Source organism: Acidobacteriota bacterium (assembly GCA_038040445.1).
GTDB lineage: Bacteria > Acidobacteriota > Blastocatellia > UBA7656 > UBA7656 > Onstottus_A > Onstottus_A frigus.
Map to the genome: position 1 here is coordinate 124,028 of JBBPIG010000006.1, position 26,631 is coordinate 150,658.

The window sequence follows — 26,631 nt, forward strand, 5'->3', positions numbered from 1 at the left end:
CCAAATTCAATGTGACAATAATCCGGGCAGCGCAAAGGAGTTATATCTTACAATACATCAGTCGGCTGTTCTAGTTGAAAACCCTCAGCTCCTTCTGGGGCCTTTCCAAGAAAATACGCCTGATTTTGAAACACGTAAACCACATCTCCATCGGGCGTCACTGTAATCCTATTAATCCGATGGCCTTTGCTGTGCGCATCGGTAAGGGCACGTTGGATCTGTTCGGTTGCAACTCGTTTTTGAGGGTCGGCAATTCGCTCCAGCGGAAGTATAAACCTAATCTGTCCGCGTTCCTTTCGGGCCACGAGACGCCGATCACGCTGAAGGACATGGAAAGTTTCACCGCGCACCTTTGCAAGCGGATAAGGGTCGCCCCCGGACGTGGCCTCGTCAGATGATCCCACGTCGCTTCCCGACGAGGACTCTGGTGCAGACGTGAGTTGGCCTAAATAAAGTCCGCGCCAGGCACCTAGAGCATCCTTTTCCAGGGCGAACACAAGGAACTTCTGAGGGGTAACTCGGAATCGCCCGGCTCGTCTGTGCCCGAGAACAAGTAGCTGCCGCAACTCCTGGTTGGGTTGAATCGGGATTCCATTTTCGTCGCGGATGTTGCCTTGCGTATCGAGAGAAAATGAAGCTCCTTGGCTCAGATCGCCAGGATACTCATCACCTGGGGCCAGGGCTAAGGTCATCACTTCATCCTCCGAGATTGGCGGGCGACGCGGAGGTTCGCTGGTCGGAATTGGTGCGGAACCTGTCAAAGGATCCCAGCGATAATATTCATTGCGTTCGGCGCCGATGAAATGTTCCCAATCGGCTTTCTCGTAGATGAATTCATCGACCGTGTCCCGCGTATACAGGACAAACAGTTTCGCTGTCTTCTCACTGCCGTCGTTAAGGCTATTCTTTCTCAAAAGGCGTCCGAGCGTCTGGATTCGTTGTCTGACCGACGCTGAAGCAGCCACAACGATTCCGATGTCTGCTGCGGGCACGTTAAACCCCTCGATAAGAGATCGCGCGGAGACAATGACACGAGCGATACCGTCTCGAAACAGGTGAATCGATCGTGCTCGCATCGAATCGGGGAATCCGCTATGCTCGGCAACAACTTGGAACCCTAGCTCTCGGAGCTTCGCGAACAGACTCATTACTTCTTCGATGCTCTCGTGAAACAGAATTGCATTGGCTTTGGGATTTTGAGCAAGATGCTGCTGTAGAATCTGTACTACTGCTGCGGAGCGTGACTCAGTTTTATATAGCAACCGCTTCCGGTCGCCGAGGAGCGATATGTATCGTGCAGCCCTCCTGTCCCCCCTACTGGCCTGGGACTTGCACCACCGAATCAGCCCGAGGCCCCTGCGGTTCCTAGTCTGGAGGTCGCCTTGCAAGTCGGTTATCTCTCGACTCACTCGCTTGTATTCCTTGGACTCCAGTTCCGACAGCGGTAGACCATAGTGGATGATACGAAACGGCGGGAGTATCCCCTGCTGTATGGCTTCTGCATAATTCAGCTCGAAAACAACGTTACCGAGCTCTTGGCCAATCACGGTGGATTCAAAGGGGAGGACACCAGATGAATTGACGTCTTCACCATTCTCGGCTTCTTCGGAAATATCTGTTTCCCGCTCTGGAGTGGCGGAAAGGCCGAGCGAATATGCTCGCTTAGTTTCAAACACGCGGCGCATCTCTGCCGCGCCGGCTCTATGACACTCGTCCACAATCAAGAGCAGACGGTCGGATATCCCTGATCGCTGGACGTCCTGAGCAAGTTTCTTTGAGGCTGAGTTCAGGACCGCGATGATGATTCGAGCACCGGCTTCGAATGAGTCGGATTGCCCAGCTCCAACAAAGCCGATGCAAGCCGGAGGTAGATTGGATCCCTTCAGGATTTCGCTGCGCCACTGGTCTAAGAGCACAATAGTTGGGACAACTATTGCAACGCAGAGGTCCGAAACAGTCGTCTGCTGCAGTCGCTCAATGATGGCGAGCGCGAGTGTTGTCTTGCCAGCACCGGTAACTACTTTGACGACTCCTCGTTTGTTGGCAGTAAACCAGGCGTCCAAACAACTGCTCTGCCAATCGTGAAGCACGAGATCACGTGTCAATTCCCAAAGATCCGGTAAGATCGCAGTCTTATCCTCAGTGGCGTCGGTAAGCTGACCGGAAAGCACGCCCGCATCTTGAGCTTCCCTTTGATTTCGCCAGAAATCGATTTCCTGAAATTGCTGAAACTTGAGCTCTTCTTCTGGGGTTAAGCGCAATGCTGGTGCCATCTCATGACGATGATACCTTGGCCCAACAGTGACAGCAATGTCTCCAACATGAAATGACCAAATCCAGCCGATGTTTCAGCATTGAGAGGGGCACACGAGCCGGCGGCCAGAGCCCCTCGAAGTGTTTTGCAGAACTATCTGTGTACCTCTATAGTTTGCTCCGCTTCATTGCTCGCCTAAAACTTTACTCACTGAGCGCCTTCAGCAGGGCGTCCTTCGCGTCAGCGTAATACACAACAGTGACCTTGGTGGCCAACTCATCAGGTAGCTCGAAGAGTTGTTTGCGAGCGGAGACAGGCAGAGGATTCTCTTGATCGCGCCGGAGATGGATGTCGGCTTCGATCTCTCGCAAGAGTATGACGCAGCGCGTCAACTATTTGGCGCCGAGGAATGAGGTAGCCCATCGATAATGAGGGCGTTTCCAAAGCCGAGCTCGCGGCGCGCTTGGGTACGAGCAGGCCGAGGACAGGACACAGATGACTCGAAGACTCGATTACCGCAACAGCGTGCTTGATGCGTACCCCGAGGTCTACACCCCGGCGGCGCTTGAGGCGTTGGAGGTCCTGGCGCCACTCAACCGTGACCGGCGCGAGCTGATGGCAAGGCGCATCGCACTGCGACTGACGCGGGAACGCGGAAGGCAGCACTAAAACGTCAAGAATCTCACTCCCTGGCTGATGCGATAAACGCTTGGTAATCGGGAAAGCTTGACTGCATCGCGGGCAACCAACTCTGGCCTAGCACAAGCAGCGCAGTTGAAAGAGCTTCGCAATCCGAAGGCGAAGGCCCTGTAACCGCAGCAGCCAGCACCCCCCTTGCAGGCTCCCCTGTGCATGGGTCGAGGACATGCCCGTACATACAACCATCTACGTTGAACCATTTGCCGTGCGCCGCGGAAACCGAAAGCCCCGTATTGTTAAGCTCAATCATCATCGGCTTGTCACCATCACCGAGAGGAGCGCTCAGACCTATCTTCCATCCCGCTTCCAGAGGTGGAGCGCCAACTGCGAAAATGGAGCTTGTCCCTCCGTGCAGCAGCGCGCTCGTTATCCCGTTTTCCTTCAAAATGCTGATCGCGCGCTCGATAGCATAGCCCTTCCCGTACCCGCCCAAATCAAGCTCGACGCCTGGCTGCTTGAAGCGAACCGTGAAATCTTCTTCACATAATTCGACGTAACAGTTCCTTCAACAGGGTCTTCAGTTTTTTGTATTTCTGGCTCATCGGATTCCCCTCAGGGTTGTAGCCAGTCTGTGACCGGCCGCGACAGGAACTCCCCGACCGGAATGCCATCGCTTCCCACAAGCAAGGTGCGCGTCGCTTTGAATGCCTCGCTGAATGCGGCCAAGCCGGGCAGCGCGACCGGGGCGCGGCCGCTCTTCACCTCGATCGCCACAACCACACGGCCCGCGCGCAGTACGAAATCAACTTCCCGGTTGCCCTCGCGCCAGTAGAACAGCTCGCACAAACCGCGGGCCGCGGCGTTGGCAGTAGAGGTATTGCTCGAGCGAACAGCCAAAGGCCGTGCGCATCTCGGCGAAGGACCAGTGCGGCATGTGCAGGATCTCGAAGCGTCCGGCCAGGCTTTCGGCGAGCCCGCGCTGCACGAGTAGCGGCGCGGAGCCGAGCAGCACCACCCGCAGCGGCAGGCTGGCATGGGTGTCCTCGTCCCAGAGGCGTTTCACTGCGTCAGACCAACCGGAGACTTTTTGTGCTTCGTCCACAGCCAGCACCGCGCCGCGCTTGCCGGCGTCCTTCGCCACGATGCGGGCGCGCTCCCACTCGCGCCCAGCCATGCCGTATCGCGCAACGCCGGTTCGTCGGCAGAGACGAAAACATTGGGACGATCTATCCCCGCCAGCACCTGCTGAACCAGAGTGGTCTTGCCGACCTGACGCGGTCCGGCTACGACGTTAAGAAATCGCCGGGGCTCACCGAGACGGGCTGCGAGTACGGCGGCGTAATCAGGCTGAAATGAAGGGTTTGGCAATCCGCTCATTATGATGAGTAGTTTTACTCAGTATCATGAGCAAACACAAGCTCTCCAGATGTTTACAGAGAGGTCAGCGCGTTCAGTATCCAATGGGGCCGAGTGAATCTTGTGGGAAATCAGCCGGCGGAGGCTCACACCGACCGGATCACTGTCATCGGGTTGGTGCGAGAGGCGCGCAGCGCCGGGTGCAGACTCGCCAGCACCGCGGTCACGATCCCGACAAGAGTCATCATGACGTATGTAGCTGGATCCGTCGTGCCGATTCCGAACAGAAAGTGTTCCAGGGTCTTGGCCGCCAGCATAGCGACCAAAACGCCTCCTGCGGCGCCCGAGAGGGCCAGCAGGAATGCCTGGCGTACCGTCAGAATGAGAATGCTGCGCGGCGTGGCTCCGACCGCAATCCGGACTCCGAACTCCTGGGTGCGCCGGGCGAAGGCATGATTCGTCATACAGTACACGCCGACAACGACGAGAAGCACTGCGAGAGCGGCAATGACGACCATGAGTTCGGTCAAGGCCCTTTCGGGCGCCGTGACCCGCGCCAACAACGCGTCCATCGACTGGCACTCGAACACCGGTTGGCCGCGGTCGACCTCCTGGAGGGCTTCGATCACCGTTGGAGCTGCAACCATCGGATCGCCCGAGGTTCTGATGACAAGCCGGCCAGCCGAGAACGAATGCTGAAGAAGCGGCACGTAGATTTCCGACGCCACGGCCGACCTGAGACCGAGATCCTTCACGTCGCCCGCAACGCCGACGATCTGGACATTCGAGGGCGCGTCGCCTACGTCAACTTCCAGCCAGGCGCCCACGGGATTCGTCCCGGGCCAATACTGCCGGGCCATAGTCTGATTGATGATTGCGACCTTGGCGGCTCCGGCGGCGTCGCTTCCATCGAAGTAACGCCCGGCAAGCAGCGGAATCCCCATCGTCCGCAGGTAGTTTGCACTGCACACTCTGACCTCAGCCGTGTTTTCTTCGTTCACCGACTCCGGCTGGCTGGCGAGATTGAAGTTCGTGGAGAAGAAGTCTCCACTCAGCGGCAGCGCATTCACCGAGGCGGCTGCTCGAACGCCCGGCAGCGCCGCGATGTGCTCCAGCATCCTTTCAATCAGGGCGGCACCCTGGTCCTGGCTTCCTTCAGGCTTCGCTGCCTCCGATTGGGCTTGCTGCCGTTTTGACAGATCCAAAGCCATCGTCAGCAGGTGATCGGTAGCAAAGCCCACGTGGCCTTCGGTGAGGTTTACGAAACTGCGAGTGATCAGCGCGGACAGAATCAGCAACACGGTCAGGACGCCTATTTGCACTATCACCAGCCCGCTGGCTTTTCTCTTCTCTCCGCGGCCCGCCGTCTGGCCGTGGCCCGTGCGCAGCCATTCTCGCGCGCGATCTGAGGAGGTGGCTTTGATCGCTGGAAGCACGACGGCGGCCGCCCCGACCAGCAGCGAGAGCAGGATGGTGAAGGCCAGCACGCGGTAGTCGACCATCATCACTTCGGCGCGGAACAAGTTCGCCGGAACAAAATCCCTGAGTTTGGCGGCCGACCCGATCAGTATCACAAGACTGAGCGCGCCCGCTACCCCGGCGAGGATCATGCTCTCTATCAGGAGCTGACGAATCAGCCGCCAACGAGTGGCGCCCAGAGCGCTCTTGATCGCGATGGATCGCTGGTAGGCGCCGGCGCGGACAAACATGAGAGTAGTGATGTTGGCGATCGCGATCAGCAGGATCAGAAGCGCGGCGCCCAGCAACAGAGTCAGCGCGGGAAGTGCATTCTGGATAACCTGTTCGTGCAACGGCCGCAGACGAACGGTCCAGCCCGCTTTTACCGAAGAAGGCGAGTCTACGGTGGCGGCGAGCCCGGCCATCGCCTGTTGCGCGGCGGCCAGGCTAGTGTCGGTGCGTAACCGGCCGATGGTGTACAGGGTCCGCATTTCGCGGATGGCCAGATCCAGTTCCGAGAGACCGAGTGGCATCCACAGCTCTGCGGACTCAGGGAATTGAAAACCCTCCGGCATCACGCCGACCACCTGAACGGGTTTGCCATTCACGCTCTGAACCGTTCCAACGACTGTGGGATCTGAGTTGAAGCGACGTTGCCACAAGCGATGTTCCAGTAGCAGCACTCCATCGTTGCCCTCCAACTCCTCCGCTCGCGAGAACTCGCGCCCAATCGCGGGCCGAATCCCAAAGACATTGAACAGGTCGGATGAGACTTGCGCCCCGGATACATACTCCGCGGCCTGTGATTGACCCCCGGCGCCGGCGAGAGCGCAATTCGTCCGGCGAAACGCGGTCAGACTCTCGAAGACTTTGTTGTCCTTGCGCCAGTCAAGGAAGTTCCGCGCCGAAACGAGATTGTCGCGTCTCCCCTTCACCGGGTTCTCCTGCCAGACCATCGTCAGTTGGCGGGAGTCGGGGTAGGGGAGGGGTCGAAACCAGACCGCGTTGACAACCCCGAACAAGGCGGCGACCACACCGATGCTCAAGGTCATAACCAGGATAGCCGCCCCGGAAAACCCGGCGGCTCGGCGCATTCCACGGACTGCGGCTCGGATATCTTGAAGGACGTCCTGGATCATCGCCATCGATTCTCACAAGAACTGCGCGTTGGTGCGCGTGAATTCCTGAGTTCGATCGGCGCCTGCTGCCCGGCCGACTCTCGACGGCATATGCACGTAGCCTTCTGAGGCTAAGTTGGTCATTAAGTATTCCACGGCGGCCTCGTTGCGGCGGCCTTCCCCAAGAACCCCGACGCGACGGGCAATCTCTTCTATCGAAGTTCGGCCATCACAATGTGACAGAACTTCCCCCAACGTCTGATGCAACTCGAAGGTCTTGCAGCGTCCGGCGCGAGTGAGATGCAAATACCAGGTAGGGAGCAGCGCCTCTTCCGGCATGACATCGGGCCGCAGCCGGAGGGGGAGGTGGTTGATGGAGACATTGCCTTTAACCACGCACGCTCCCGCAGTCAATACAGGCCCGTCGAGCGGGTCAATTTGCGGCTGCTCTCGATCCATCACATCGTAGGCAGCGGCCAGCCCGCCGAGAAAGAGACGTTCGGCCTGTGGCAGCGTTGCAGACTCGAGGACACTACGATAGAACATCATAAAGCTCCTCACGAAACCCGCTGTGGAAAAGTAATCCTCTCCCATTTTCGCCAGCATGTCGAGTCCTGCATAGTCGAACCATTGAAGCACGATGTCGATCCCGGACATCCGCATTCGACGCAGTCCGACGAGCAGATATCGAATCGTCTTGCCCGCGGAGTTCATGAATTCTTCGGCCAGCTTGAGTTGTAAACGCGTAAGCGGCGCGTACGGGAGCGCGTAGAACTCCGGGAAGACGTGAGGGTGCGCGCGGATCAGGCCGGCCTCATCCGATGACACGCCGCTCCTGGCGGGCAGCGCGCGGGTGTGCAGCTCGGTGAATTGGGACTGTTCAAAGTGCTCGCCATAGTAGCCCGTTCCGCCCAGCGCGGCCAGGATCGCGCCGTGCGGTTCGGTATCACGGATCGCCATCAGGTCCATCCACAGCTCAAGCGTCTCGCTGAGGTCCGCCTTGGTTTCCTCAGGGAATCCGAGGATGAAACTGCACCCTGCCGCGATTCCACGGGCGGCGCACGCCTCCGCGACGTCGAAGGTGCGTTCAACTGGAAGGTTCTTCCCGATTATCTTCTGCATCCTGCGGGAGCCGGTCTCAATCCCGAACACAATGTTCTGACACCCTGCTCTTGCCATCAGATCGATAAGTTCTTCCGAGATGCATCCTATTCGAGAAGAACACTGCCAGCTCACTTTGACGTTGGACCGGATCAACTCCTGGCAGATGTGGGCCACCCGCTTATCGTCGACGGTGAAGAGATCGTGAACGAAACTGACTTGTTGCGGCTGGAACTCCGTCAGCAAATGATCGAGCTCGGCGATCAAGTTTGGCGCGTCCTTGATGCGGTACTGGCGCGAGAAGAAGGCGCTCGTGCAGCAGAACTTGCAGTTGTAAGGACAACCACGGCCCACCTCGACGGGCGCTACGGAGAAGCCATTCCCGTAACCCCAGCGTTTGTATGAAGGGGTGGGAAAGGAATTGGGGAGAGGGGCCAGAGGGTTGACCAGGACTGAATCCGCTTCGCCGCTCGCGCCTCCATTGCGCATTACGAGGTTGGGGCAGGAATTGAATTCCGATAAGCCGAAGGTTTCCACGAAGGCAGGAAGAGCGCCCTCCACCTCTCCTTGAAGAATAAAATCGAACTCGGGAAACTCGATTGCGAACGCCCGGGAAACAGCGCTGACGCCGGGGCCTCCGAAACCGATGACGGAATCCGGGCGGCGCGCGCGCAGTTCAAGCGCGATCTGGACGGTGATGGGCATGACTCCAGCAATGGTACTGAACCCAAAAAACTCGGAAGATTCTTGGGCGAGGAGATCGGCGCAATGGCGGCACGCCTGTCCAACGGACTCTTCCGCGAGCCAGTGCTCGGCTAAGTCGAACAGCTCTACCTTCACCCCTAACTCCTGCAACCGTTCTGCCACCACCAGGGTTCCGAGCGGCGGCGACTCGAGCTTCCGATAATTCTGTGTGATGAGTGTGGCAGTGCTCAGCATGTGGGTTCCTCCCTTTGCGTTCGTCACTGTATCAGGCAGCGTTATGTTGAATCGTGCCCAACTGCGCTTCGAACAAGGCGCGGTATCTCGGCGAGTGGGAAGCGAGGTAGTCGTGGCCTCCTTCGGCGACCACACGGCCATGATCAATCACCACGATCGTATCGGCTTGAAGCACCGTCGAAAGCTTGTGGGCGACCACGATAGTAGTCATGCGGGTTCGAATCTTCGCCAACGAGTCATGGATGAGAGCTTCGGATTCGGAGTCAAGAGAGGAAGTAGCCTCGTCAAGGAGCAGGACTTTGCTCTCCAGGAGAATGGCGCGGGCGATCGCCAGCCGCTGCTTTTCACCGCCTGACAGGTTCGACCCGCGCTCGGCGACTTGAGTGTCGTATCCAGACGACAGCCTCATTATGAAATCGTGCGCATTGGCGAGTTTGGCGGCGGCGATTACGTCCGCCCTGGTGGCGCTGCGCCGGCCATAAGCGATGTTGTAGTGGATGGAGCCATCGAACAGGATAGTGTCCTGGTCAACCACCGCGATCTGCCTGCGCAGGGATTTCAACGAGAACTCGCGGATGTCGTGGCCGTCGATCAGCACTTCGCCGCTCTGCGGGGAATAGAACCGCGGCAAGAGATTCAAGAGCGTACTCTTGCCCGATCCACTGGAGCCCACGATCGCCAGAATCTGGCGGGGTTTGGCGCGCATCGAAACATCCGTTAGAATCGGAGCAAACTCGTATGAGAATGTCACATTACGGTAGACGATGTCTCCCTGTTTGATTTCGATGTCGCCTTCGGCCTCAGCGGGATCGTCCTCCGGCGGAATGATCAACAGTTCTTTGATCCGTTCGATGCTCGCGCTCGCCTGTTTGATCTGCATGTTGAGCTCGATCACACGGTTCGTCGGGCCGAAGAGGTAACCCAGGATGCTCATGAAAGCGATGATTGTGCCCAGCGAGAGGTTTCCAGCCATTACCTGGCTGCTCCCGTACCACAGCGCGCATAGCGGCGCAACGCTGCCAAACAGAGCGGATGTTCCCGTGAACAGGTACAGCATCATGGTGATTTTCACTTTTCCTTTTATCACCATGTGGAGGAATCGAGCGTGCTGATGCACCTCGCGCTTCTCCTGGTTGAAAGCCTTGATCACAACCACGCCCGAGATCTTCTCCTGAATATTGCCGCCTTGCTGCGCAGCGCTTTCCTGGAGATCTTTGGTGCGCTGCTTGATTCTGCTGCCGAACCAGGCCTGGCTTAATATGTAGACTGGCAACACGCTCAGCGAAATGAGAGTTAGGCGAACATCGAACGATAGCAATGCAACCAGGCCGAACACGAATGTGGCGAGGTCCACAAGCAATCCAAACGCGGTGTCCGTCAGCATGTGCTCGACATTGCGAGCTTCGCTAGTCAACCGGGAGACGATGTAACCGGACTGGTGCTTCTGAAAGAAGGGCAATGGAAGGGATAGGATGTGCCTCCAAAGATGGGTTTGCAGATCATAGAGCACGCGCTCTTTGAACCGGACAAGTAGCAGCCCCTTGCTCAAGTGGAACATGCAGTGGAGCACATATATCAGAGCCAGCGACACGCCAATCAGGGTCAGCGTATTGTGGGACCGTTGCGGGATGACGACGTCGATCAAGTATCGCGTTAGAAACGGGCCCGGCAGACGGAGAGCGGCAATAAACGTCAGGCAGATGCACAGGAACAGCCCGCGTTTCCAGTACGGCTTTATGAACGGGGCTATCGTTCGCACACTATCGGAAATTGACCAAATCATGAGGTCGCCATAGCTTTCTTCGAAGAGCGTTCAAGGACCAAGAGGGAACGCATGCGGGGACGCTAGGAGGAGACTTGCGCGCATGATTCCCCCTTCTGGTTGTCGACGCCGGCGGCGGCATTGTTCAGGTCCTTACACGGGGTCGTCGCCCAGACGGACTGCGCCCAGAGCCCGGCCGTGTAGCCGGCGAGGTACTGATGACACGAGGGGTCTTTCCCGCGTATGTCGCCGCTGTAAGTCAGGGCTTTGGCCCGGCACCCGCCGCCGCAGAAATATTTAAACTCGCACTCCACGCACCCCTTTATGTCGTGATCGACCCGGATAGAGCGGCATCGCTGGACAACGGGAGAGGAGAAATACAGATCCTCGAGGCTCTTTTCGTGAAGGTCGCCAAGCATGAACTCGGGAAAGTGCAGCCATTGGCACGGATAGACCTTGCCGTCCGGGTCAACGCTCATCACTCCATAACCGAGGCCGCAGTTTGTCTTTCGCGCGCCGTAGGGAGTTCTCGTCGGCAGATAACTGGTTAGATCCTCGGCCTCGTCTGACGCCAGATTGTAGTTCTTCACTTCTTCACCCAGAAGTTCTCCGAGGATCTGTTCGAACTCTTCGTCCGGAATATCCAGTTCGTCCTGGTAGTCCTTTCCGCGGCCAGTCGGGTGGTATTGAGCAAACGCGAAGTGGTCAAAGTTCGGCCGCAGCGAACGAGCGAGTTTCTTGATGTTTATGAGGTCACGGATGTTCCAGCGATGGATAGTCGGATACATCCTGACGTCGAGATTCTCCGCTACGAGAAGGCGGATGGCCGCGATCGTTTTGTCAAAGGTCCCAGCCCCGCGAATTCGGTCGTGGATTTCAGCCGTGCTTCCGTCCAGGCTTACCTGGATGATCCAGGGCCTGATTTCCCCAAGGCGTTTGGCTTCAGCTTCATTGATCAGTGTGCCATTGGTAATAAGCAGCACCGTGATTTCGTTGCGTTTGAGTTCTTCGAGAATCTCGAAGATGTCCGGCCGGAGAAACGGCTCACCTCCGGAAATCACTACGTAACCGACTTTCAACGCCTTGATGCTCGATATTACGCGGGCGATCTCCTCGGTTGACATCTCGTCGGCGAATCTCTTCCCGCTCTCGCGGAAGCAGTGTACGCAGCGGAGATTACATGCGTTGGTGATATTCAGCCACACCTCCTGCGGACCTGTCGCAGAGGTGACTTCCAGGACCTCCGGCGGTTCTTCACCACGGAAGTACACCATTTTTTGCCGCAGACCCAGAGCTACGAACTGCTTGACGTCCGCCAACGTGTTGGCCGGCTCCACGCCATGCTCACGCGAGAGAGCCTGAGCGATATCGGCGATCGTCAAGAGGCCGTTGAGACGCTGCATGATCTTGTACCCGGTGTGATTGATCAGTGCGACGGTGGCGTACGATGGATTGATCGCGCGATAGTGCTTCCCCCCGGCCTCATCCAACCTCTCCTCAAGGCTGGTTCCGCCCGTCAGAACCGGGATCGACTGCTCAGAGAGATCGCTCTCGCCGATCGATGAAATTTCATAGGACTTGGCGCATCTGCTCATCAGAGTGTCTCCTTCCTTCGGAATACAACCGGCGGTGATTTGACATGCCCCACAGGTGAAGTAAGAGTCCCTGCCCATGGGGCATGGTTATGGTTAAACAGCTTAGTCGAGCAGGACAGGAGTTGTGTCGCTGTCGCTGTCGAAGCTCACGGACGCTCCACTCCCATGCTTGTGGGTGTGGCCGGGAGCTATGGCTGACATCTCGAGAATTGAAGAAAGGACCTGTGTGTCAGATAGGCCCTTCGGTGGTTCGTATGGCATTGTACCCCTCCTTTCTTATGAATTCAGGATTATGGATTTAGGATTGTGAGCGATTGAAGGCAAACCCCGATCGGCGCGGCTCCCCGGCTCAACGTTTGTTCCGGCCTGACATCCAACTCGATAGATGTCACGAGTCGCTTTCAGAATCGGCTCCTCAATCAGCCACAAGCCCACTGTTCGTGCGGTAAAGTGAGAGGCAATTCTCGCACCAAGGTGACATCTGCTACTCAGAAAATGCTGAACGTGTTGATCCAACAAACCTTGCGTCAATCGCGCCGTCAGGGCGAATCGAGTCTCTCAGAATTCGATTGGCTGTATGTCGCCAACCGGAGGGTGATTAAACAGAGAGAACGTGGTCGATCTCGTGATCTCAAGCAGATTAGCTTGCCGGCGATAGATCGCCAGGCAATAGCGAAATGTCGCTACTTCCGCCTCCAGGTAGTACGATCAAGAGAATTTCCATCCTTAAAGAGTAGAATTCACCGTGCGGGTTGAGACCAGAAGAAGACTGCGGGCGGATCGCCAAAGCGTGCGGGTTCTTTCTTCGGCCAGTTCAGGACGGAGGAGACACTGGGGGGCAATTGAGACAGCGACAGGTTTATTCGTGGCGCAAGGTATTCATCCGGATCCACGTGTTCGAACAGAATCGCGGAGTCGCACCGCCCCAGCAACGTTAGCACGGCAGCAGACCTCAGGTCCGCTTGCTCTCAATGCCCAGTTTCTTGATTTTGCTGCGTAGAGTCGAACGAGGAATCCCGAGAATCCGGGCGGCTCGGCTCTCATTGTGATCGACCATATGAAGCACCCGCTCGATGTGACTTCTCGTCTGCGTGTCCAAAGCCAAATCTATTGCGGGAGAGACGGGAGCTTTCGCAGCCTGAGGATGCCGGTATTGCTCCGGCAGATGCTTCGCATCGAGAATCTCATCGGGAACAGTGGCGAGCAGTCGAACAATCAGGTTCGCCAGTTCGCGCACGTTTCCCGGCCAATCGTAGGCCTCCAGGGCCTGATAGAATTCACCCGTCGCACAACTCGCGGGGTTGGCGAACTTACAGACGGTGCAACCGCTCCTTCCAGCGAACATGAAATCCCGGCCTACTTGCTCGCAATACTTTTTGAGAAAATGACTGACCAGCAATGGGATATCGCTCCGGCGTTCTCTAAGGGCAGGGACCCGGATTTCGAACACTGAGAGGCGGTCGCAAAGATCTGCTCGAAATTTTCCTTGATCAATCAACTTGGACAGATCCCGGTTGGTCGCCGCGACCACGCGGACATTAACGCGAAAAGGAAGGTCGCAACCGACTCTCGTGACCTCACCTCGTTCGATCACGCGCAGTAAGGATGACTGAATGACAGCGGGCATATCTCCCACCTCATCGAGGAAGAGAGTTCCACCGTCCGCCGCCAGAAACTTTCCTGATCGGGATTGATGGGCGCCAGTGAACGCATGTTTCGTATGGCCGAACAGTTCATCGGCAAACAGGCTTTCGGTCAAAGTGGAAGCCAGCACCGGAATGAAGGGTTTGCCGCGACGCTTCCCCCAGGAATGAATTGCTCTACTAGCCAATTCCTTGCCACTTCCGCGCTCGCCTGTGATGAGCACGGCGCCGCTCGAGTTAGCCGCGGCACGTTTGATCTGACGTTCCAGGTCTAGAAAGGCTGGACTGACTCCAACGATATCGAGCGGTGTTCCGGACTTTGCAGCGTCTTCCCTCAACACGAGCCGCTCGATCGCAATCACGATGTCGATTGCCATGGTCTGAAGCTTTTGCAAGTGGAAATCACCGTAGCACCGCGGCCGGGACGATTCGACATGGATGCAGCCAACCACTTTTTTCGCGTCCAGCAATGGTACCCACAGCGATGAGCGACCGCCTAAAAACAAAGGGAATGAAGCTGTGCCCCGGCGATAATCATCGACGCGATGGTGAAGACCTGTTTCAAGGACGGTAGTAGCGAGATTAGCTGGTCTCGCCCACCATATCTTTAACAGATTGGCCGTCGGTTCAGCCAACTCGCCACGCAGCCCAGAAGCCAGAATCACCGGCTCTTTACCAGTTATGTCAAAGAAGAGAATCACGCCGCCGATATCAGACGCAGTCATGCTAAGAGCCTTTTCCAATGAGAATTGGAGGATGGCGTCTAGCTGAGTCGAGGGACGGCCAGCAAGCATCAATAGGCTAGAGAGCATATCGTATTCTGGAGCATATCCTTGATGCATCTTAATTACCTGTGGCGTGGGCGACTCAAATCGCCGGGCCGAAGCCCCAGAGCGACTGTCTTCTGTGCACGCGGGACTGCTTAGTGGCTGATAAGCAGTAACCGAACTGCTTGCGCTTCATCAAAGCGGATTATTCAATCTTGGCGTGCTGGGAAACTCAAAACAAACCCACTCGCGAGTATCGTCAATCAGGCGAGGTTTAGGACAACTCGCGAACCTCTCGGTTCTCGGCGCAACCCGGATCCGCTAAGGCGAGCTTATCATAGCCCTCTTCTGGAGGGTGTGTCAAGTTACAATATTTCGGCGGGGATGCGTCAGTATATTGACCCTTGAGATCTTGAAGTGCTCCTCGAATGCAAGATAACCGTTCTCATCTTGTATTGGAGCAAGAAAGACGCGAAAATCAAAATCTATACGATGCGCACATTTCCAGAAAAACATGAAGAACGAGGATGGGTCCAGAGCACTCAACGAATGCGGCGGCTCAGTTCAAACGCGCGTTTCTCCGCAATGGGTTCAGATCGCTCTGTAACATAAGTTCTGGGGACGAGAAGCAGATGACTCGAAGACTCGACTACCGCAACAGCGTGCTTGAGGCGTACCCAGACGTCTACACCTCGGCTGCCCTTGAGGCGTTGGAGGTCCTGGCGCCGCTCAACCGTGACCGGCGCGAGCTGATGGCAAAGCGCATCGCGCGGCGACTGACGCGAGAGCGCGACCGCCAACGCATCGCCTTCCTCGAACCCCAGACTCTGATCCCGCGCACGAACATCCGGGTTCAGGACGCCCGCGACGGCAACTTCGAGGGGAGCGAGATCCCGGCCGATCTGAAACGCCAGTGGATCCAGGGCACCGGGCCCGCTGCCAGGCCGAGGGCGAGCACCGAGAGCGGCCTGCGCAACGCCGCCTACGCGCTCCTCTCGGGCGCCGACGGCTGGATGTTCGACGGCGAGGACGCCCTCGGGCAGGTCGATAACATGTCGCTCGACAACCAGCGCAACCTCCTCCTCGCGATCGCCAAAGACCCGCGTTTTCTGACTGTCGCCGAAGAAGTCGCCGCCGAGATGAACCAGTGGGCGCAAGACTTCTTCGGGCGGCCCATCGTCGCCGACTGGCGCCAACAGCTCGACTTCACCACCAAGATCTTCCGCGCTCGCGGTCTGCACCTCGACGACCGCCACGTGCGCGAGGTGGACGGCACCGGCTTCTCCGCCTCGATCGTGGACCTCGCGCTCTACGTGGTCAACAACCACCAGCTCCTACGCGACGCGGGGGCATCGATCGTCCTCTACCTGCCGAAAATCCAGACCGCCGAGGAGGCGGCGCTATGGAACGACCTGCTCGCGGCGCTCGAGCAGCACCTCGAGCTGCCGGTGGGCACGATCAAGGCCTACGTCCTCGTCGAGCAGATCGAAGCGGCCTTCCAGCTCATGGAGATCCGCGCCGCCCTCGGCCGTCACTTCGTAGGCTTCAACACTGGGCGGTGGGACTACATCAACAGTGTCGCCGATGCGATGGCGTGGGACCCGGGCTTCATCAACCCCAACATCGACGCCATCGGCATGACCTACGGCTACATGCGAAACTACGAGGACCGCGTGCGCCGGGCGGTGAACACTCCCGACAAGAGCGGCCGCTGCGCCCTCTGGCAGGGCGGGATGGAGCCCAACATCCCGGTCGGCTCCGAAGCGGGCGTCGCCGAAGGCATGCGCAAGGCGAAGGCCGGAGGCGAGCGCGAGCAGCGCGCGGGAGCTAGCGGCAAGTGGGTCGCGCACTGGAAGATGGTGCACATCGTGCGACCGGTGTGGGAGGAGGCCGGCGCCGACAACCAGCTCGGGCGCGAGTTTCCGCCGCTCACCTACACGCAGGAGGACGCCGACGATCTGGTGCTGCTCGAGCCGGCGCCGCGCACCGTCCGCGGCGCCCGCGACCTGCTGAGCGTCGCTCTGCAGTACGGCAACGCGTTCGCCCAGGGGTTCCAGGCCGCGGCGCTCAAGCCGGCGGACTTCTTCGGCGACGACGACGTGCTCTACCTGATGGAGGACATGGCGACCGGTGAGATCCGCGTCAGCATCCTCTGGGAGTGGCTGCAGAAGGGCGCGGAGGTTACCGGCGACGACCCCGCGACCGGCGCCCGCGCCGGCGATACCTTCGACGCGGCGCTCTTCGCGAGGTTGCTCGCCGAAGAGTACGATAAGCTGCTCGCCGCCCGTGACCGCGACGTCCACGACGACTCGAAGGCGACCACATTGCCAATCGCGCGGGAGATCGTCGCGACGTACGTCACCAATCGCGTCAAGCCGCCCTGGTACATCGATCTCTTGAACCTCAACCTCGGCATCCACGATCTCGCCACCGCCAGGTCTCGCATACAGGCCTACGTCGAAGCCTTCGAGCGGGACGGGACGCGGATCACGGAGAACCAGGACTTTGTCGTCTGAAACAAGGAGCCCCGTCATGAGTTCGTTCGAGCATGAAGTCGCCGCGACCCAGCAGTGGTTCGACAGCCCCAGATTCGCGGGCATCGTTCGCCTCTTTACCGCGCGCCAGGTGGTCGAGCAGCGGGGCACGATCGCCCACGACTACACGGTGGCGCGCGAGGCCGCGGCGGCGTTCCACGACCGCTTGCGCCAGCTTTTCGCAGAGCGCAAGAGCATCACGACCTTTGGTCCGTACTCGCCGGGGCAGGCGGTGGCGATGAAGCGGATGGGGATCGAAGGGATCTACCTCGGCGGCTGGGCGACCTCCGCCAAGGGCGGCACGAGCGAGGACTCGGGACCCGATCTCGCGAGCTACCCGCTCAGCCAGGTACCCGACGAAGCCGCGACACTCGTGCGCGCCCTGCTCACCGCTGACCGCAACCAGCATTACCTGCGCACGCGCATGACCGAGGCCCAACGCGCCGCGACGCCGGCCTACGACTTCCGGCCTTTCATCATCGCGGACGCCGACACAGGCCACGGCGGCGACCCGCACGTGCGCAACCTGATCCGTCGCTTCGTCGAGGCCGGCGTGCCGGGCTACCACATCGAGGACCAGCGCCCCGGCACCAAGAAGTGCGGTCACCAGGGCGGCAAGGTGCTCGTGGCGCAAGACGAGCAGAACAAACGCCTGAACGCCGCCCGATTCCAGCTCGACGTCATGGGGGTTCCCGGAATCATCGTCGCTCGCACCGACGCCGAGGCGGCCAACTTGATCGACGGCCGCGGCGACGAACGCGACCAGCCGTTCCTACTCGGCTCCACCAACCGCGACGTGCCGGCCTACAAGGTGTGCTTCCTGGCGCTGATCCAACGTTTCTACGAACTGGGCGTCCGCGAGCTCAACGGCCACCTGCTCTACGCCATCGCCGACGACGAGCACGCCTTCGCCACCGAGTGGCTCGAGCAGCGCGGCGTATTCCGCCAGGTCGCGGAGGCCGCGGCGATCTACCGGGAGGGGAAGGAGACATCGCTCGACGCCATGTTCGACGGGGTCGCCACCCGCTTCCTCGAAGTGTGGGAGGACGAGGCCGGCCTCGAGACCTTCGGAGAGGCCGTTGCCGAGGTGCTCGAGTTCCGCGAGAGCGAAGGCGAGCCGCTCGAGACGAGCTCCGGCGAGTGGCAGCGCTTCGCCGCGCGCGCCTCGCTCTACGCCGCGCGCATCAAGGCGCGAGAACTCGGCGTCGACATCGAGTGGGACTGCGAGGCGGCTAAGACGCCCGAGGGGTACTACCAGGTGCGCGGTGGCATTCCTTACGCGATCGCCAAGTCGCTCGCCGCGGCGCCGTTCGCCGACCTGCTCTGGATGGAGACAAAGACCGCCGACCTCGCCGACGCCCGCCAGTTCGCCGAGGCGATCCACGCCGAGTTCCCCGACAAGATGCTCGCCTACAACCTCTCGCCGTCGTTCAGTTGGGACACCACCGGCATGAGCGACGAGGAAATGCGACGCTTCCCCGAGGAGCTCGGCAAGCTGGGCTTCGTGTTCAACTTCATCACCTACGGCGGTCACCAGATCGACGGCCTGGCCGCCGAGGAGTTAGCCACCGCCCTCAAGCAGGACGGCATGCTAGCCCTCGCCCGCCTGCAGCGAAAACTTCGCATGGTCGAGTCTCCCTACCGCACGCCCCAGACCCTTGTTGGCGGACCGCGCGCGGACGCCGCATTGGCCGCGACGTCGGGGCGCACGGCGACGACCATGGCGATGGGCAAGGGCTCGACCCAGCACCAGCACCTGATACAGACCGAGGTGCCCAAGAAGCTCCTCGAGGAGTGGCTGGCGATGTGGACGCGGAACTATGAGCTCCCCGGCGGGCTGCGCGTCCAGATGCGGCCCCACCGCGCCGGCTCGGAGTTGCTCGAGCTCGGAGTGTACGACAGTGGGGAGGAGAAGCTCGCCAACGTCATCTTCTCCCCCATCCACGACCGGCGTGGCCGCAGCATCCTCTCGGTGCGCGACCAGAACACCTTTGGGGAGTCGCTGCGCAAGAAGCGCCTGATGACCCTCGTCCACCTTTTCCTGGTGCACCGCTTCAAGGCCGACTCGGTGCACTACGTCACACCCACGGAGGACAACCAGTATCAGGTCGCAAAGATGAAGTCTCACGGCATCTTCCGCGAGGTCAACACCGAGGTCGGCCAAATCATCGTCGCCGACGTCGACCACCAGCGGATCTCCGAGCTATTGGCGCCGGATCAGGAGGCGTTGGGGAGGCTGATTCGCAAGGAGAGATAGGAGCGACTCGCTCATAGCAGTACAGCGATGACGCGCAATATGTATCCCAGGCCGCTCCTGCGATTCGGAAAACGCTTCCGCCACTGCGACGCAGGTTGTCACACATCTAGTCACATCGATTTGGCTTGGCCATCCGCTCTGTGCCGAGGATAATGTCCGCCGTGAGTGCCGTGACGACGAAAGGTACGTACTACGCACACTCGGGCCGTGCGCCCGTGGGCGGCCTCGTCGTGGCGATCGCGGGTGGCGCTGTCGTCGCCTCGCTGCTCGCGGCAGTCTATGCGTACTTCGACGCGCTGATCCCGTTCGTCTACCTGAACATGGTTGCCGCCGTCGTCGTGGGAAGCGTGGCGGGCGTCGTCACCGGAAAGCTGCTCGTACGGGGCCTAGTGCGCAACAACCTGACAGCCGCGCTTGCGGGGACTGCCGTCGCGGTGGTCGCGCTTTATGTGGCGTGGGCGGCCTGGCCCGGCGCGATCCTCGACAAACCTGGCGCGGACGTAGGCTTCGTCCACCTTCTCACGAGCCCGGCTTCTCTGTGGGCGACGATCCACGCCATCAATCGGCACGGCGCGTGGAAGCTCAGCGGGTCGACCCCGACCGGACTCGTGCTCTGGATCGCCTGGGCTGGCGAGGCCGCGATCATCGTCGGAGTCTCGCTCTTTTGGGCGCAACTACGTCGCGGAAGAGCCATTCTGCGAAACCTGTCAGCGCTGGTGCGTCGAGGAGAAGCGGGTGCTCGAGGCTCACGGGTTTGACGCCGACGAGCTGAAGCGGCGCCTCGAGTCCAAAGATTTCGCCTATCTTGCGACGCTCGGGCCGCGAAGCCCGAACGACGTAGAATGGTTCCGAATCGACCTGGACCGGTGCCAGGGGTGTGAGAACACGACGACGCTCACGGCGAAGAGCGTAGACCGCGTGGGTGAGAAGGGTCGGGGGTCGGAGAAGACCGTTATCGAGAATCTCCTTGTGAGCCAGGACGAGGTCGACCGACTTCGGCACTTCGAGTTTGACACGCCCGGGCCACGCGGTGTGTAGGTGTCGTTGACGCCGGTCAACATAAAGCGCGACCGGAGACGCGGCAGACCGCCCTTGTTGTCGATCTCAATGTATAAAAAGGTTTGAAGAATGGCTGGGAGGCAGGGAGCAATGACATGCTAAGAGGATTGCGAAGGCGCCGTTCAAAGAATAGAATCCCCCAAATTCGAATGAGGATTTCCTGGAGGTGTCTGCGTGAAGCTAAAGGTTCTGTGTGTTATCGCGATGATCGCTACAGCCGCTTTGGCGCAGCAACAGTCGGCGCCTGTGAAAACCGTCGAGGTCACGCCTAAGGTGACCGAAGCTGAGGTCGGCCAGCAGTTGAAATTGACCGCGGTAGCTAAAGACGAGTCGGGTAAAACAATCGACGTTAAGCCAGCGGTCTGGTTTGCCGCCCCGTTCGATGTGGTCAGCGCCGACAATTCGGGAAACATTTCGTTCTACAACCCCGGCGAGGCGCAAGTTGGAGCAGTGGTCGCGGGCAAGGTCGGCACAATACGAATCAGAGTCAAGCCGGCGCCGGTAACGAGCATCGATCTCCCGTCAAAGAATCAAGTCGTTGTGGGCGGCGCCATGAGGCCGAACGCGACTGCTCGCACTTCGACAGGTAATCCGCGAGCGGATGTCGCGATCTCGTGGTCCTCCGATAATCCGTCGATTGCCTCTGTTGATGCCGCCGGACTGGTTATCGGACTGAAACCGGGTAAAGCGAACATCACCGCGGCCTGCGAGCGAGCTAGCGCGACGATGGCGGTTGAGGTGACCGCAAACTCGGTCAAGTCGCTCAGTGTTGAGCCGAGATCCGCGAATGCGCGAACGGGAGATGTAGTTCGTTTCTCCACTGGCGCGACCGATGGCGCAGGCAAAGCCATAAACGGTTGTGACGTGCGCTGGGCGGTTGGCGGTGACGGCGCGATGATTGAGCCCGACGGCGCGTTCGTGGCCGAAAAACCGGGCGCCTATGTCGTCAGCGCTTCGGTCGGCGATCGCGAGGCGCTGGCTTCAGTGATCGTGACACCGCGAAACACGGAGCGCGAATTAGAAGTGGTTGGGCGTGCACTGATCAAAGACTTTCAGACTGCGGAACAATGGATCATCGGCAATTTCGCTTATGTGTCGACGATATCCGACAAGCTGATGGTTTATGACGTCTCGGATCCGGCTCACCCGAAGCTGACGGATACGGTGAAGGTTGATGCCCGGCATACCAACGACATAAGCACGACGTCCGACGGCAAGATCGCGGTGCTCACTCGTGAGGGCGCATCAAATCGCAAGAACGGAATCGTGTTTCTCAATACATCCGACCCCGCGCATCCGAAGGTCATTTCTGACTATACGGCTACGGTTACCGGCGGAGTGCATAGCGCATTCATCGATAGTCATTACGTGTACCTGACCGACGACGCAACGGGCTCGATGCGCGTCATCGACTTTCAAGACGTAAAGAATCCAAAGGAGGTCGCGCGGTGGCAAGTTGAGAATCCGCTGGCGCGACAGGTAACCGCCGCCGACGGTGAAGAGTCGACCGCTGGGCGATATCTCCACGACGTTCAGGTGAAAGACGGACTGGCTTATCTGGCTTATTGGAGAGACGGACTCGTGATTCTGGACGTCGGCAGCGGCATCAAGGGCGGCAGTCCGGAGAAGCCTCAGTTAGTCAGCCAATATCGGATGAACTACCACGAGCTGTACGGCGACGGTTGGCTGGCCGGCGCGCACGCGGTCTTTCGCTATAAGAACTACGTCTTCGTCGGCGATGAGGTCTTTCCGGCCATATTCGATATACAGTCGAAGAAACGGATTCCAGTGCGCGGAATCGTTCACGTCGTGGATGTGAGCGATATCAATCATCCAAGAGAAGTCGCGAACTACACCGTACCCGAAGGCGGCGCGCACAACATCTGGGTCAAGGACGATGTGCTGAGTATGGGCTACTACTCGGGTGGCGCTCGCGTCGTCGATGTTTCGGGCGAGCTTAGAGGAGACCTGTACAGGCAAGGACGCGAGATCGGGCGGCTCTGGACTGGGGATCCGTCGGGGTTCAGGTCTAATCTGCCCTTTACCTGGGGAGCTCAGCCGCACCGCGACTTGATCTTCTTTAACGATATCAACTCGGGCATTTGGATCGTGAAGATCGGAAAGCCTAAACAGAAGGGCTCGACGACCGCGCCCGGCGATTGAGAGAACAATAGCTGTTACGATGAAGCTGATGAAACCTGTACGGGCGTCCCACCGTGGGCGCCCCTCTTTGATGAGTGGGACCATCTTTGCCAAGAGGGGCGCCCACGGAGGGACGCCCATACAGGTTCACTTGGCGGGTTCCATCTTGAAGAAGTCAATGCCGGCCGCTTGCTCAGGCAGGTCCACGGTCGCGACCGTTTTCAGAGAACTCAAATCTATTACTTCCACCGTTCCCGGTTCCGAGCCTACGCCTTCTACCGAGATGAACGCATAACGATTGTCGGGCGAGACTACTGCCCCGTGGATGACCCGGCGCTTTGTTGGAATTCGCGCAAGCTCGCGCCCCGACTTCAGCTCGTAGACCGAGACGGACTGATCGCGTTTGTTGGTTGCGATGAGCTTGCCATCTTTGGTGACGGCCAGATTGTAGACGCCGGGCCGAGCAGCAATTCTTCGCGTAACTTTCCAGCTAGCCGCCTCGATTTCCACGATCTCGTCTGACTTGTTGCAAGCAACCAGAACGAACTTTCCATCGGCTGATGGTTGAGCCCAGGTTGGCGAGCAAGAAGTATCACCGGGTTTAGGCGGTTCCATTCCGTGACCACCCGTATCGCGCGTAGAATGCGCGCTCATCGCGTGCGATGCCGGCGAGCCATTCATTCCACTCTCTTTCCCTTTGGTCACGACGAAGTGGCGAGAGACCTTCAGGCTGTTCGTATCGATCTCGACCAACAAGTCGTCCATCATGCAGGCTGAGTACTGCCTGGTGCCTTGCGGGTTGATGCGCGAGCCGTGAGGCATGGTGCATGTCGGAACGCGGGCGACTTCGATCATCTGTTCCGTGGCAACTATCGAAACCGAAGACGGAACCATGTCACCGTGAAGATTGAAATTGACAACGTAAAGCAGCCCGCCGTCACTGGAAATATCCATAGTAGCCGGAAAGAAACCGAGCGTTACCTTGCCGAGAACGGTGTTGTCCTTAGTCGAGTATTTCCAAACGGAACCGTAGGGGCGGCCGTGACCGAGCGATACGTAATAGAACTGTTTATCGGGCGAGACGACTATACCGTGGGGACCGTCGATATCGCTGGGCATCGACCCGGTTTCGATGAGCTTATCAACATGGGCGCCTTGCCGCCCGAAACGAATCAACGCGATTTTGTCGGCCGACTCACAGACGACATAGACCAGATAGTCTTGCCGCGGCGCTTGTCCGGCGGCGGTTGTCCCAGAGAAGCGAGTAGGGAGTAGAGCGAGAAAGAGGATGATTAAACAGGCCCGCCATTGATTCATTCGGTTCTCGCACCTTGTTGGAGTCATTGTAGGAACCTCAGCTAACCGGAAGATGATAGCAAGGGAGGCCGTTTCACTGCATCCCGAGCAGAGTCATTCGCCGGTTGTCTCTCACTTGCTCGTCACAAACTCCAGGGGTTGTAAGCGGTCACGGCGTCGGGTACAGTCAGCGCCTAGTCATCCGAATTGAAATATGATGTCAGTCAAGTTTCGCGAGAATGTTGGAAGCGGAAGTGTGAGGAGGTAAAAGAATGAGGATCCATGCGATGGGGTTGGCGCTGCTACTGACAGCCGTATTGTTGAGCGTTCCAATACTAAACACGAGGACACTGGGAGTAAACGACGGTGGTACCGCGCAAGCACAGACGCAAGCGCGGAATCCAGCTCGAGAGGCGCTTATTGCGAGAGCCAAGTCATTCGAGCTGAATACGCCCTACGTGCCTCCTCCGGGTGACCCGCTTGAGCACGCTGCGTCGGGGTACGCGAAGGTTATCTGCTCAGCGGTGTTTATCACCGGGCTCGATCCCGAGTTCGCCGCAAAGAACATCGGCGGCTTCACCGGTCCTTTCGAGGAGCGAGACACGCTGGGCAAGCCGGTGATCGACCGAACTAACAAAACCGTCACGGTAGCCGCGCCCAGCGGAGTGAAGCGCATCGCCAGGTATCTTGGCAGTCAAGGATGCGTGACGCTTCCCGCGGGCAAGGACTCGCTGAGCTTTAAGCCTATAACGGTAAAAAGTAAATTGCCGGATGCTTCAACTCAAGGGTGGCCGATGGGGGATGTGTTGCCCAAGGAACCTCTGCCCTCCCAGATCAACGCCGCGAAACTCAAGCAAGCAATTGACGCGGCCTTTGAACCTGCAGAAGGTCTGACCGCGGCGTTCGTCGTAACGTGGAAAGGTCGCATAATCGCAGAGCGCTATCGAGAAGGCATCACCGCGAGCACTCCGCTCGAGAGCTGGTCCATGGGTAAGAGCCTGATCTCCACGCTGATGGGCATACTCGTCAAACAAGGCGTCTACGACCTACAGCAACCGGCACCCATTCCCGAATGGCAGAGCACAGGTGATCCGCGAGCCAAGATTCGCATCGCCGACATCATGCGCATGTCGAGCGGCTTGCGAATCCGAGCGCCTCAGGACCCCGACTATGATCCAACGCTCGGTTATCCCGATCATATGTATTTCTACACCGGTGGCATCAACACGTTTCAATATGCCGCGACTCGGCCGCAGCAGTGGCCGCCAAACACGGTGGGTCGCTATCGCAACTGCGATCCGTCGTTGATCAGCTATCTCATTCGACTTGCGGTCGAGAAGCGCGGCGAGGAGTACTTGTCATTTCCGCAGCGCGCGCTGTTCGACAAGATCGGCGTTAGGACGATGGTGCTGGAAACTGATCCGCATGGAAACTTTCTCACGCAAGGGTACGAGTTTGGATCGGGGCGCGATTGGGCCCGGCTCGGGAATCTCTATCTTCAGGACGGTGTGTGGCGGGGCGAGCGGATTCTGCCAGAGGGATTCGCGAAATTCGTGAGCACGCTTGCGCCGGCGTGGGAAGCAGACAAGCGCCCGGTTTACGGCGCGTTCTTCTGGATCAACGGCGACGGAGGGTATCCGGTGCCGAAGGATGCTTATTTCATGGCCGGCGCCGGCGGGCAATGGACGATGATAATTCCTTCGCATGATCTGGTTGTGGTGAGGCTCGGGCATTATCGAGGCAGCAGCAAGGGAACTCAGTCGTTCAAGAAATCGCTTGCGATCTTGATGGAGGCTGTGCCGAAGAAATGATTTGCGATCTTGGCGACGCCGTCGCATACGGCGGCGATACTGAAACGCAGGCCCAGGAACCTTTCATCTTCATTTATGATTTCAAAGATTGCCGTGCGCACTTCGAGGCCTCGGTAAGCGGGAGTCGCTTGTTGCAAGAGGATTCTCCATTGGTCAAAAACTCCGAGAGGTCGCGGCCTCCCTTTTGCACCACTATCCTGATATCTTCAGCCGGTAGATCGACCACCAGTGTTGAGTATCACGCTCAGAGATAGCCGTAATACGGACGAACCTGGCGCGAACTGGATTAAAGCTTGCCCCAGAGCGACCGGGTTCCCCGCGACCTTCAAAAACGGTTAGCCACTGTCCGCCATCCGAGCTCACGTCAATTTTGTACCGGCGTGCGAAATCTTCGCCATCGGGCTCGTGGATTAGCACAACCTTTGAAATGGTGTAGCTTCCACCCAAGTCCGCTTGCAGCCAGCTCCCGGCATAATTGGCCTTGTTCGTTGTGGCGCGCGTCGTGTTGTTATCATCGGCGACGCTGGCGTCGTTTGAGAAGCCTCGCGATGTTACGCTTCTTATTTGGCGGGTGAGCCGCTCATCGTCCTCGTCCGCAACAACCTCTGGATCGAGGTTGGTACGAACCTCGGCTATCGACCACAAGTGATTACTATCTCTATTTCGAAGCGCGGTGATACGAATATACCGCGTCGCAACCGGCTCGAATCGGGCTACGCTGCGACCTACCTTTCCCGGACCGCGCCATACCTCGCGGAACCTGCTTTCGTTTGCCTGCCTACTTACTTCCACCTTGTATTCAACCGGATAGTCCTCGGCCCATCGCCCATGAAGCTGCACCACGCGCGACAGTTCGTACTCTCCTCCGAGATCGATGGTGATCGCGAGCCCTTCATAATT

At 58.8% G+C, this 26,631-nt stretch carries 18 protein-coding genes and 1 pseudogene; 7 read left to right on the top strand and 12 right to left on the bottom strand.

Features of this window, described 5'->3' with window-relative positions; translation table 11 throughout:
* Window positions 1-47 precede the first annotated feature (47 nt).
* Together AABO57_08600 and AABO57_08605 are read right to left on the bottom strand one after the other, a co-directional pair.
* Entirely contained in the window at window positions 48-2,273 is a 2,226-nt protein-coding gene (locus AABO57_08600) for a DEAD/DEAH box helicase (protein ID MEK6285786.1), read from the bottom strand.
* A gap of 184 nt (window positions 2,274-2,457) precedes the next feature.
* Complete coding sequence (locus tag AABO57_08605; GenBank protein MEK6285787.1) at window positions 2,458-2,646, bottom strand: hypothetical protein; 189 nt, start codon at window positions 2,644-2,646, stop codon at window positions 2,458-2,460.
* 103 nt (window positions 2,647-2,749) lie between these two features.
* Between AABO57_08605 and AABO57_08610 the strand changes: the two genes are divergently transcribed.
* A complete protein-coding gene (locus AABO57_08610; protein ID MEK6285788.1) occupies window positions 2,750-2,923 on the top strand; it encodes a hypothetical protein in 174 nt (57 codons plus the stop codon).
* A gap of 13 nt (window positions 2,924-2,936) precedes the next feature.
* Here the strand turns inward: AABO57_08610 and AABO57_08615 are convergent.
* The 8 genes and pseudogenes from AABO57_08615 to AABO57_08650 form a co-directional block, all read right to left on the bottom strand.
* Window positions 2,937-3,407: pseudogene (locus AABO57_08615) on the bottom strand (FAD:protein FMN transferase).
* A gap of 288 nt (window positions 3,408-3,695) precedes the next feature.
* Window positions 3,696-4,067 carry an AAA family ATPase gene (locus tag AABO57_08620; GenBank protein ID MEK6285789.1) on the bottom strand — a complete coding sequence of 124 codons (372 nt, stop codon included), beginning with the start codon at window positions 4,065-4,067 and terminating at the stop codon, window positions 3,696-3,698.
* A 328-nt stretch (window positions 4,068-4,395) separates the two neighbouring features.
* Window positions 4,396-6,852, bottom strand: a complete 2,457-nt coding sequence (locus AABO57_08625; GenBank protein MEK6285790.1) for an ABC transporter permease — start codon at window positions 6,850-6,852, stop codon at window positions 4,396-4,398.
* A 6-nt stretch (window positions 6,853-6,858) separates the two neighbouring features.
* Entirely contained in the window at window positions 6,859-8,865 is a 2,007-nt protein-coding gene (locus AABO57_08630; protein MEK6285791.1) for a radical SAM protein, read from the bottom strand.
* A 31-nt stretch (window positions 8,866-8,896) separates the two neighbouring features.
* Window positions 8,897-10,648, bottom strand: coding sequence for an ABC transporter ATP-binding protein (locus AABO57_08635; GenBank protein ID MEK6285792.1), 1,752 nt, complete (start codon window positions 10,646-10,648; stop codon window positions 8,897-8,899).
* A gap of 62 nt (window positions 10,649-10,710) precedes the next feature.
* Window positions 10,711-12,222: a PqqD family peptide modification chaperone gene (locus AABO57_08640; protein MEK6285793.1), complete on the bottom strand. Its 1,512-nt coding sequence runs from the start codon at window positions 12,220-12,222 to the stop codon at window positions 10,711-10,713.
* 102 nt (window positions 12,223-12,324) lie between these two features.
* The gene (locus AABO57_08645; GenBank protein MEK6285794.1) at window positions 12,325-12,483 is read right to left on the bottom strand and encodes a hypothetical protein; all 159 of its coding nucleotides are present in this window, start codon (window positions 12,481-12,483) and stop codon (window positions 12,325-12,327) included.
* A gap of 691 nt (window positions 12,484-13,174) precedes the next feature.
* Complete coding sequence (locus tag AABO57_08650) at window positions 13,175-14,707, bottom strand: sigma-54-dependent Fis family transcriptional regulator (protein MEK6285795.1); 1,533 nt, start codon at window positions 14,705-14,707, stop codon at window positions 13,175-13,177.
* Window positions 14,708-15,264: 557 nt separating this feature from the next.
* Between AABO57_08650 and AABO57_08655 the strand changes: the two genes are divergently transcribed.
* The 5 genes from AABO57_08655 to AABO57_08675 all read left to right on the top strand — a co-directional run bounded on the left by AABO57_08655 (window position 15,265) and on the right by AABO57_08675 (window position 22,645).
* A complete protein-coding gene (locus AABO57_08655) occupies window positions 15,265-17,148 on the top strand; it encodes a malate synthase (protein ID MEK6285796.1) in 1,884 nt (627 codons plus the stop codon).
* A gap of 16 nt (window positions 17,149-17,164) precedes the next feature.
* Entirely contained in the window at window positions 17,165-19,423 is a 2,259-nt protein-coding gene (gene aceA, locus AABO57_08660; GenBank protein MEK6285797.1) for an isocitrate lyase ICL2, read from the top strand.
* A 152-nt stretch (window positions 19,424-19,575) separates the two neighbouring features.
* Entirely contained in the window at window positions 19,576-20,181 is a 606-nt protein-coding gene (locus tag AABO57_08665) for a hypothetical protein (GenBank protein ID MEK6285798.1), read from the top strand.
* Window positions 20,159-20,461, top strand: coding sequence for a hypothetical protein (locus tag AABO57_08670; protein MEK6285799.1), 303 nt, complete (start codon window positions 20,159-20,161; stop codon window positions 20,459-20,461). The genes AABO57_08665 and AABO57_08670 overlap by 23 nt, the downstream gene beginning before the upstream one ends.
* Before the next feature lie 195 nt (window positions 20,462-20,656).
* A complete protein-coding gene (locus tag AABO57_08675; protein ID MEK6285800.1) occupies window positions 20,657-22,645 on the top strand; it encodes an Ig-like domain-containing protein in 1,989 nt (662 codons plus the stop codon).
* A gap of 126 nt (window positions 22,646-22,771) precedes the next feature.
* Here the strand turns inward: AABO57_08675 and AABO57_08680 are convergent, their stop codons facing one another.
* Window positions 22,772-23,941, bottom strand: a complete 1,170-nt coding sequence (locus tag AABO57_08680; GenBank protein MEK6285801.1) for a YncE family protein — start codon at window positions 23,939-23,941, stop codon at window positions 22,772-22,774.
* A gap of 251 nt (window positions 23,942-24,192) precedes the next feature.
* Between AABO57_08680 and AABO57_08685 the strand changes: the two genes are divergently transcribed.
* Window positions 24,193-25,731, top strand: a complete 1,539-nt coding sequence (locus AABO57_08685) for a serine hydrolase (GenBank protein MEK6285802.1) — start codon at window positions 24,193-24,195, stop codon at window positions 25,729-25,731.
* A 192-nt stretch (window positions 25,732-25,923) separates the two neighbouring features.
* Here the strand turns inward: AABO57_08685 and AABO57_08690 are convergent.
* A partial coding sequence (locus AABO57_08690; protein MEK6285803.1) for a discoidin domain-containing protein occupies window positions 25,924-26,631 on the bottom strand: 708 nt, incomplete at its 5' end.

Bases quoted from the DNA above. Each gene is read 5' to 3' on its own strand.
- AABO57_08650 (MEK6285795.1), bottom strand. From the start codon at position 14,707: ATGCATCAAGGATATGCTCCAGAATACGATATGCTCTCTAGCCTATTG.
- AABO57_08665 (MEK6285798.1), top strand. From the start codon at position 19,576: ATGTCCGCCGTGAGTGCCGTGACGACGAAAGGTACGTACTACGCACAC.
- AABO57_08620 (MEK6285789.1), bottom strand. From the start codon at position 4,067: ATGGCTGGGCGCGAGTGGGAGCGCGCCCGCATCGTGGCGAAGGACGCC.
- AABO57_08610 (MEK6285788.1), top strand. From the start codon at position 2,750: ATGACTCGAAGACTCGATTACCGCAACAGCGTGCTTGATGCGTACCCC.
- AABO57_08640 (MEK6285793.1), bottom strand. From the start codon at position 12,222: ATGAGCAGATGCGCCAAGTCCTATGAAATTTCATCGATCGGCGAGAGC.
- AABO57_08680 (MEK6285801.1), bottom strand. From the start codon at position 23,941: ATGAATCAATGGCGGGCCTGTTTAATCATCCTCTTTCTCGCTCTACTC.
- AABO57_08655 (MEK6285796.1), top strand. From the start codon at position 15,265: ATGACTCGAAGACTCGACTACCGCAACAGCGTGCTTGAGGCGTACCCA.
- AABO57_08635 (MEK6285792.1), bottom strand. From the start codon at position 10,648: ATGATTTGGTCAATTTCCGATAGTGTGCGAACGATAGCCCCGTTCATA.
- aceA (MEK6285797.1), top strand. From the start codon at position 17,165: ATGAGTTCGTTCGAGCATGAAGTCGCCGCGACCCAGCAGTGGTTCGAC.
- AABO57_08630 (MEK6285791.1), bottom strand. From the start codon at position 8,865: ATGCTGAGCACTGCCACACTCATCACACAGAATTATCGGAAGCTCGAG.
- AABO57_08685 (MEK6285802.1), top strand. From the start codon at position 24,193: ATGAGGATCCATGCGATGGGGTTGGCGCTGCTACTGACAGCCGTATTG.
- AABO57_08625 (MEK6285790.1), bottom strand. From the start codon at position 6,852: ATGGCGATGATCCAGGACGTCCTTCAAGATATCCGAGCCGCAGTCCGT.
- AABO57_08600 (MEK6285786.1), bottom strand. From the start codon at position 2,273: ATGGCACCAGCATTGCGCTTAACCCCAGAAGAAGAGCTCAAGTTTCAG.
- AABO57_08645 (MEK6285794.1), bottom strand. From the start codon at position 12,483: ATGCCATACGAACCACCGAAGGGCCTATCTGACACACAGGTCCTTTCT.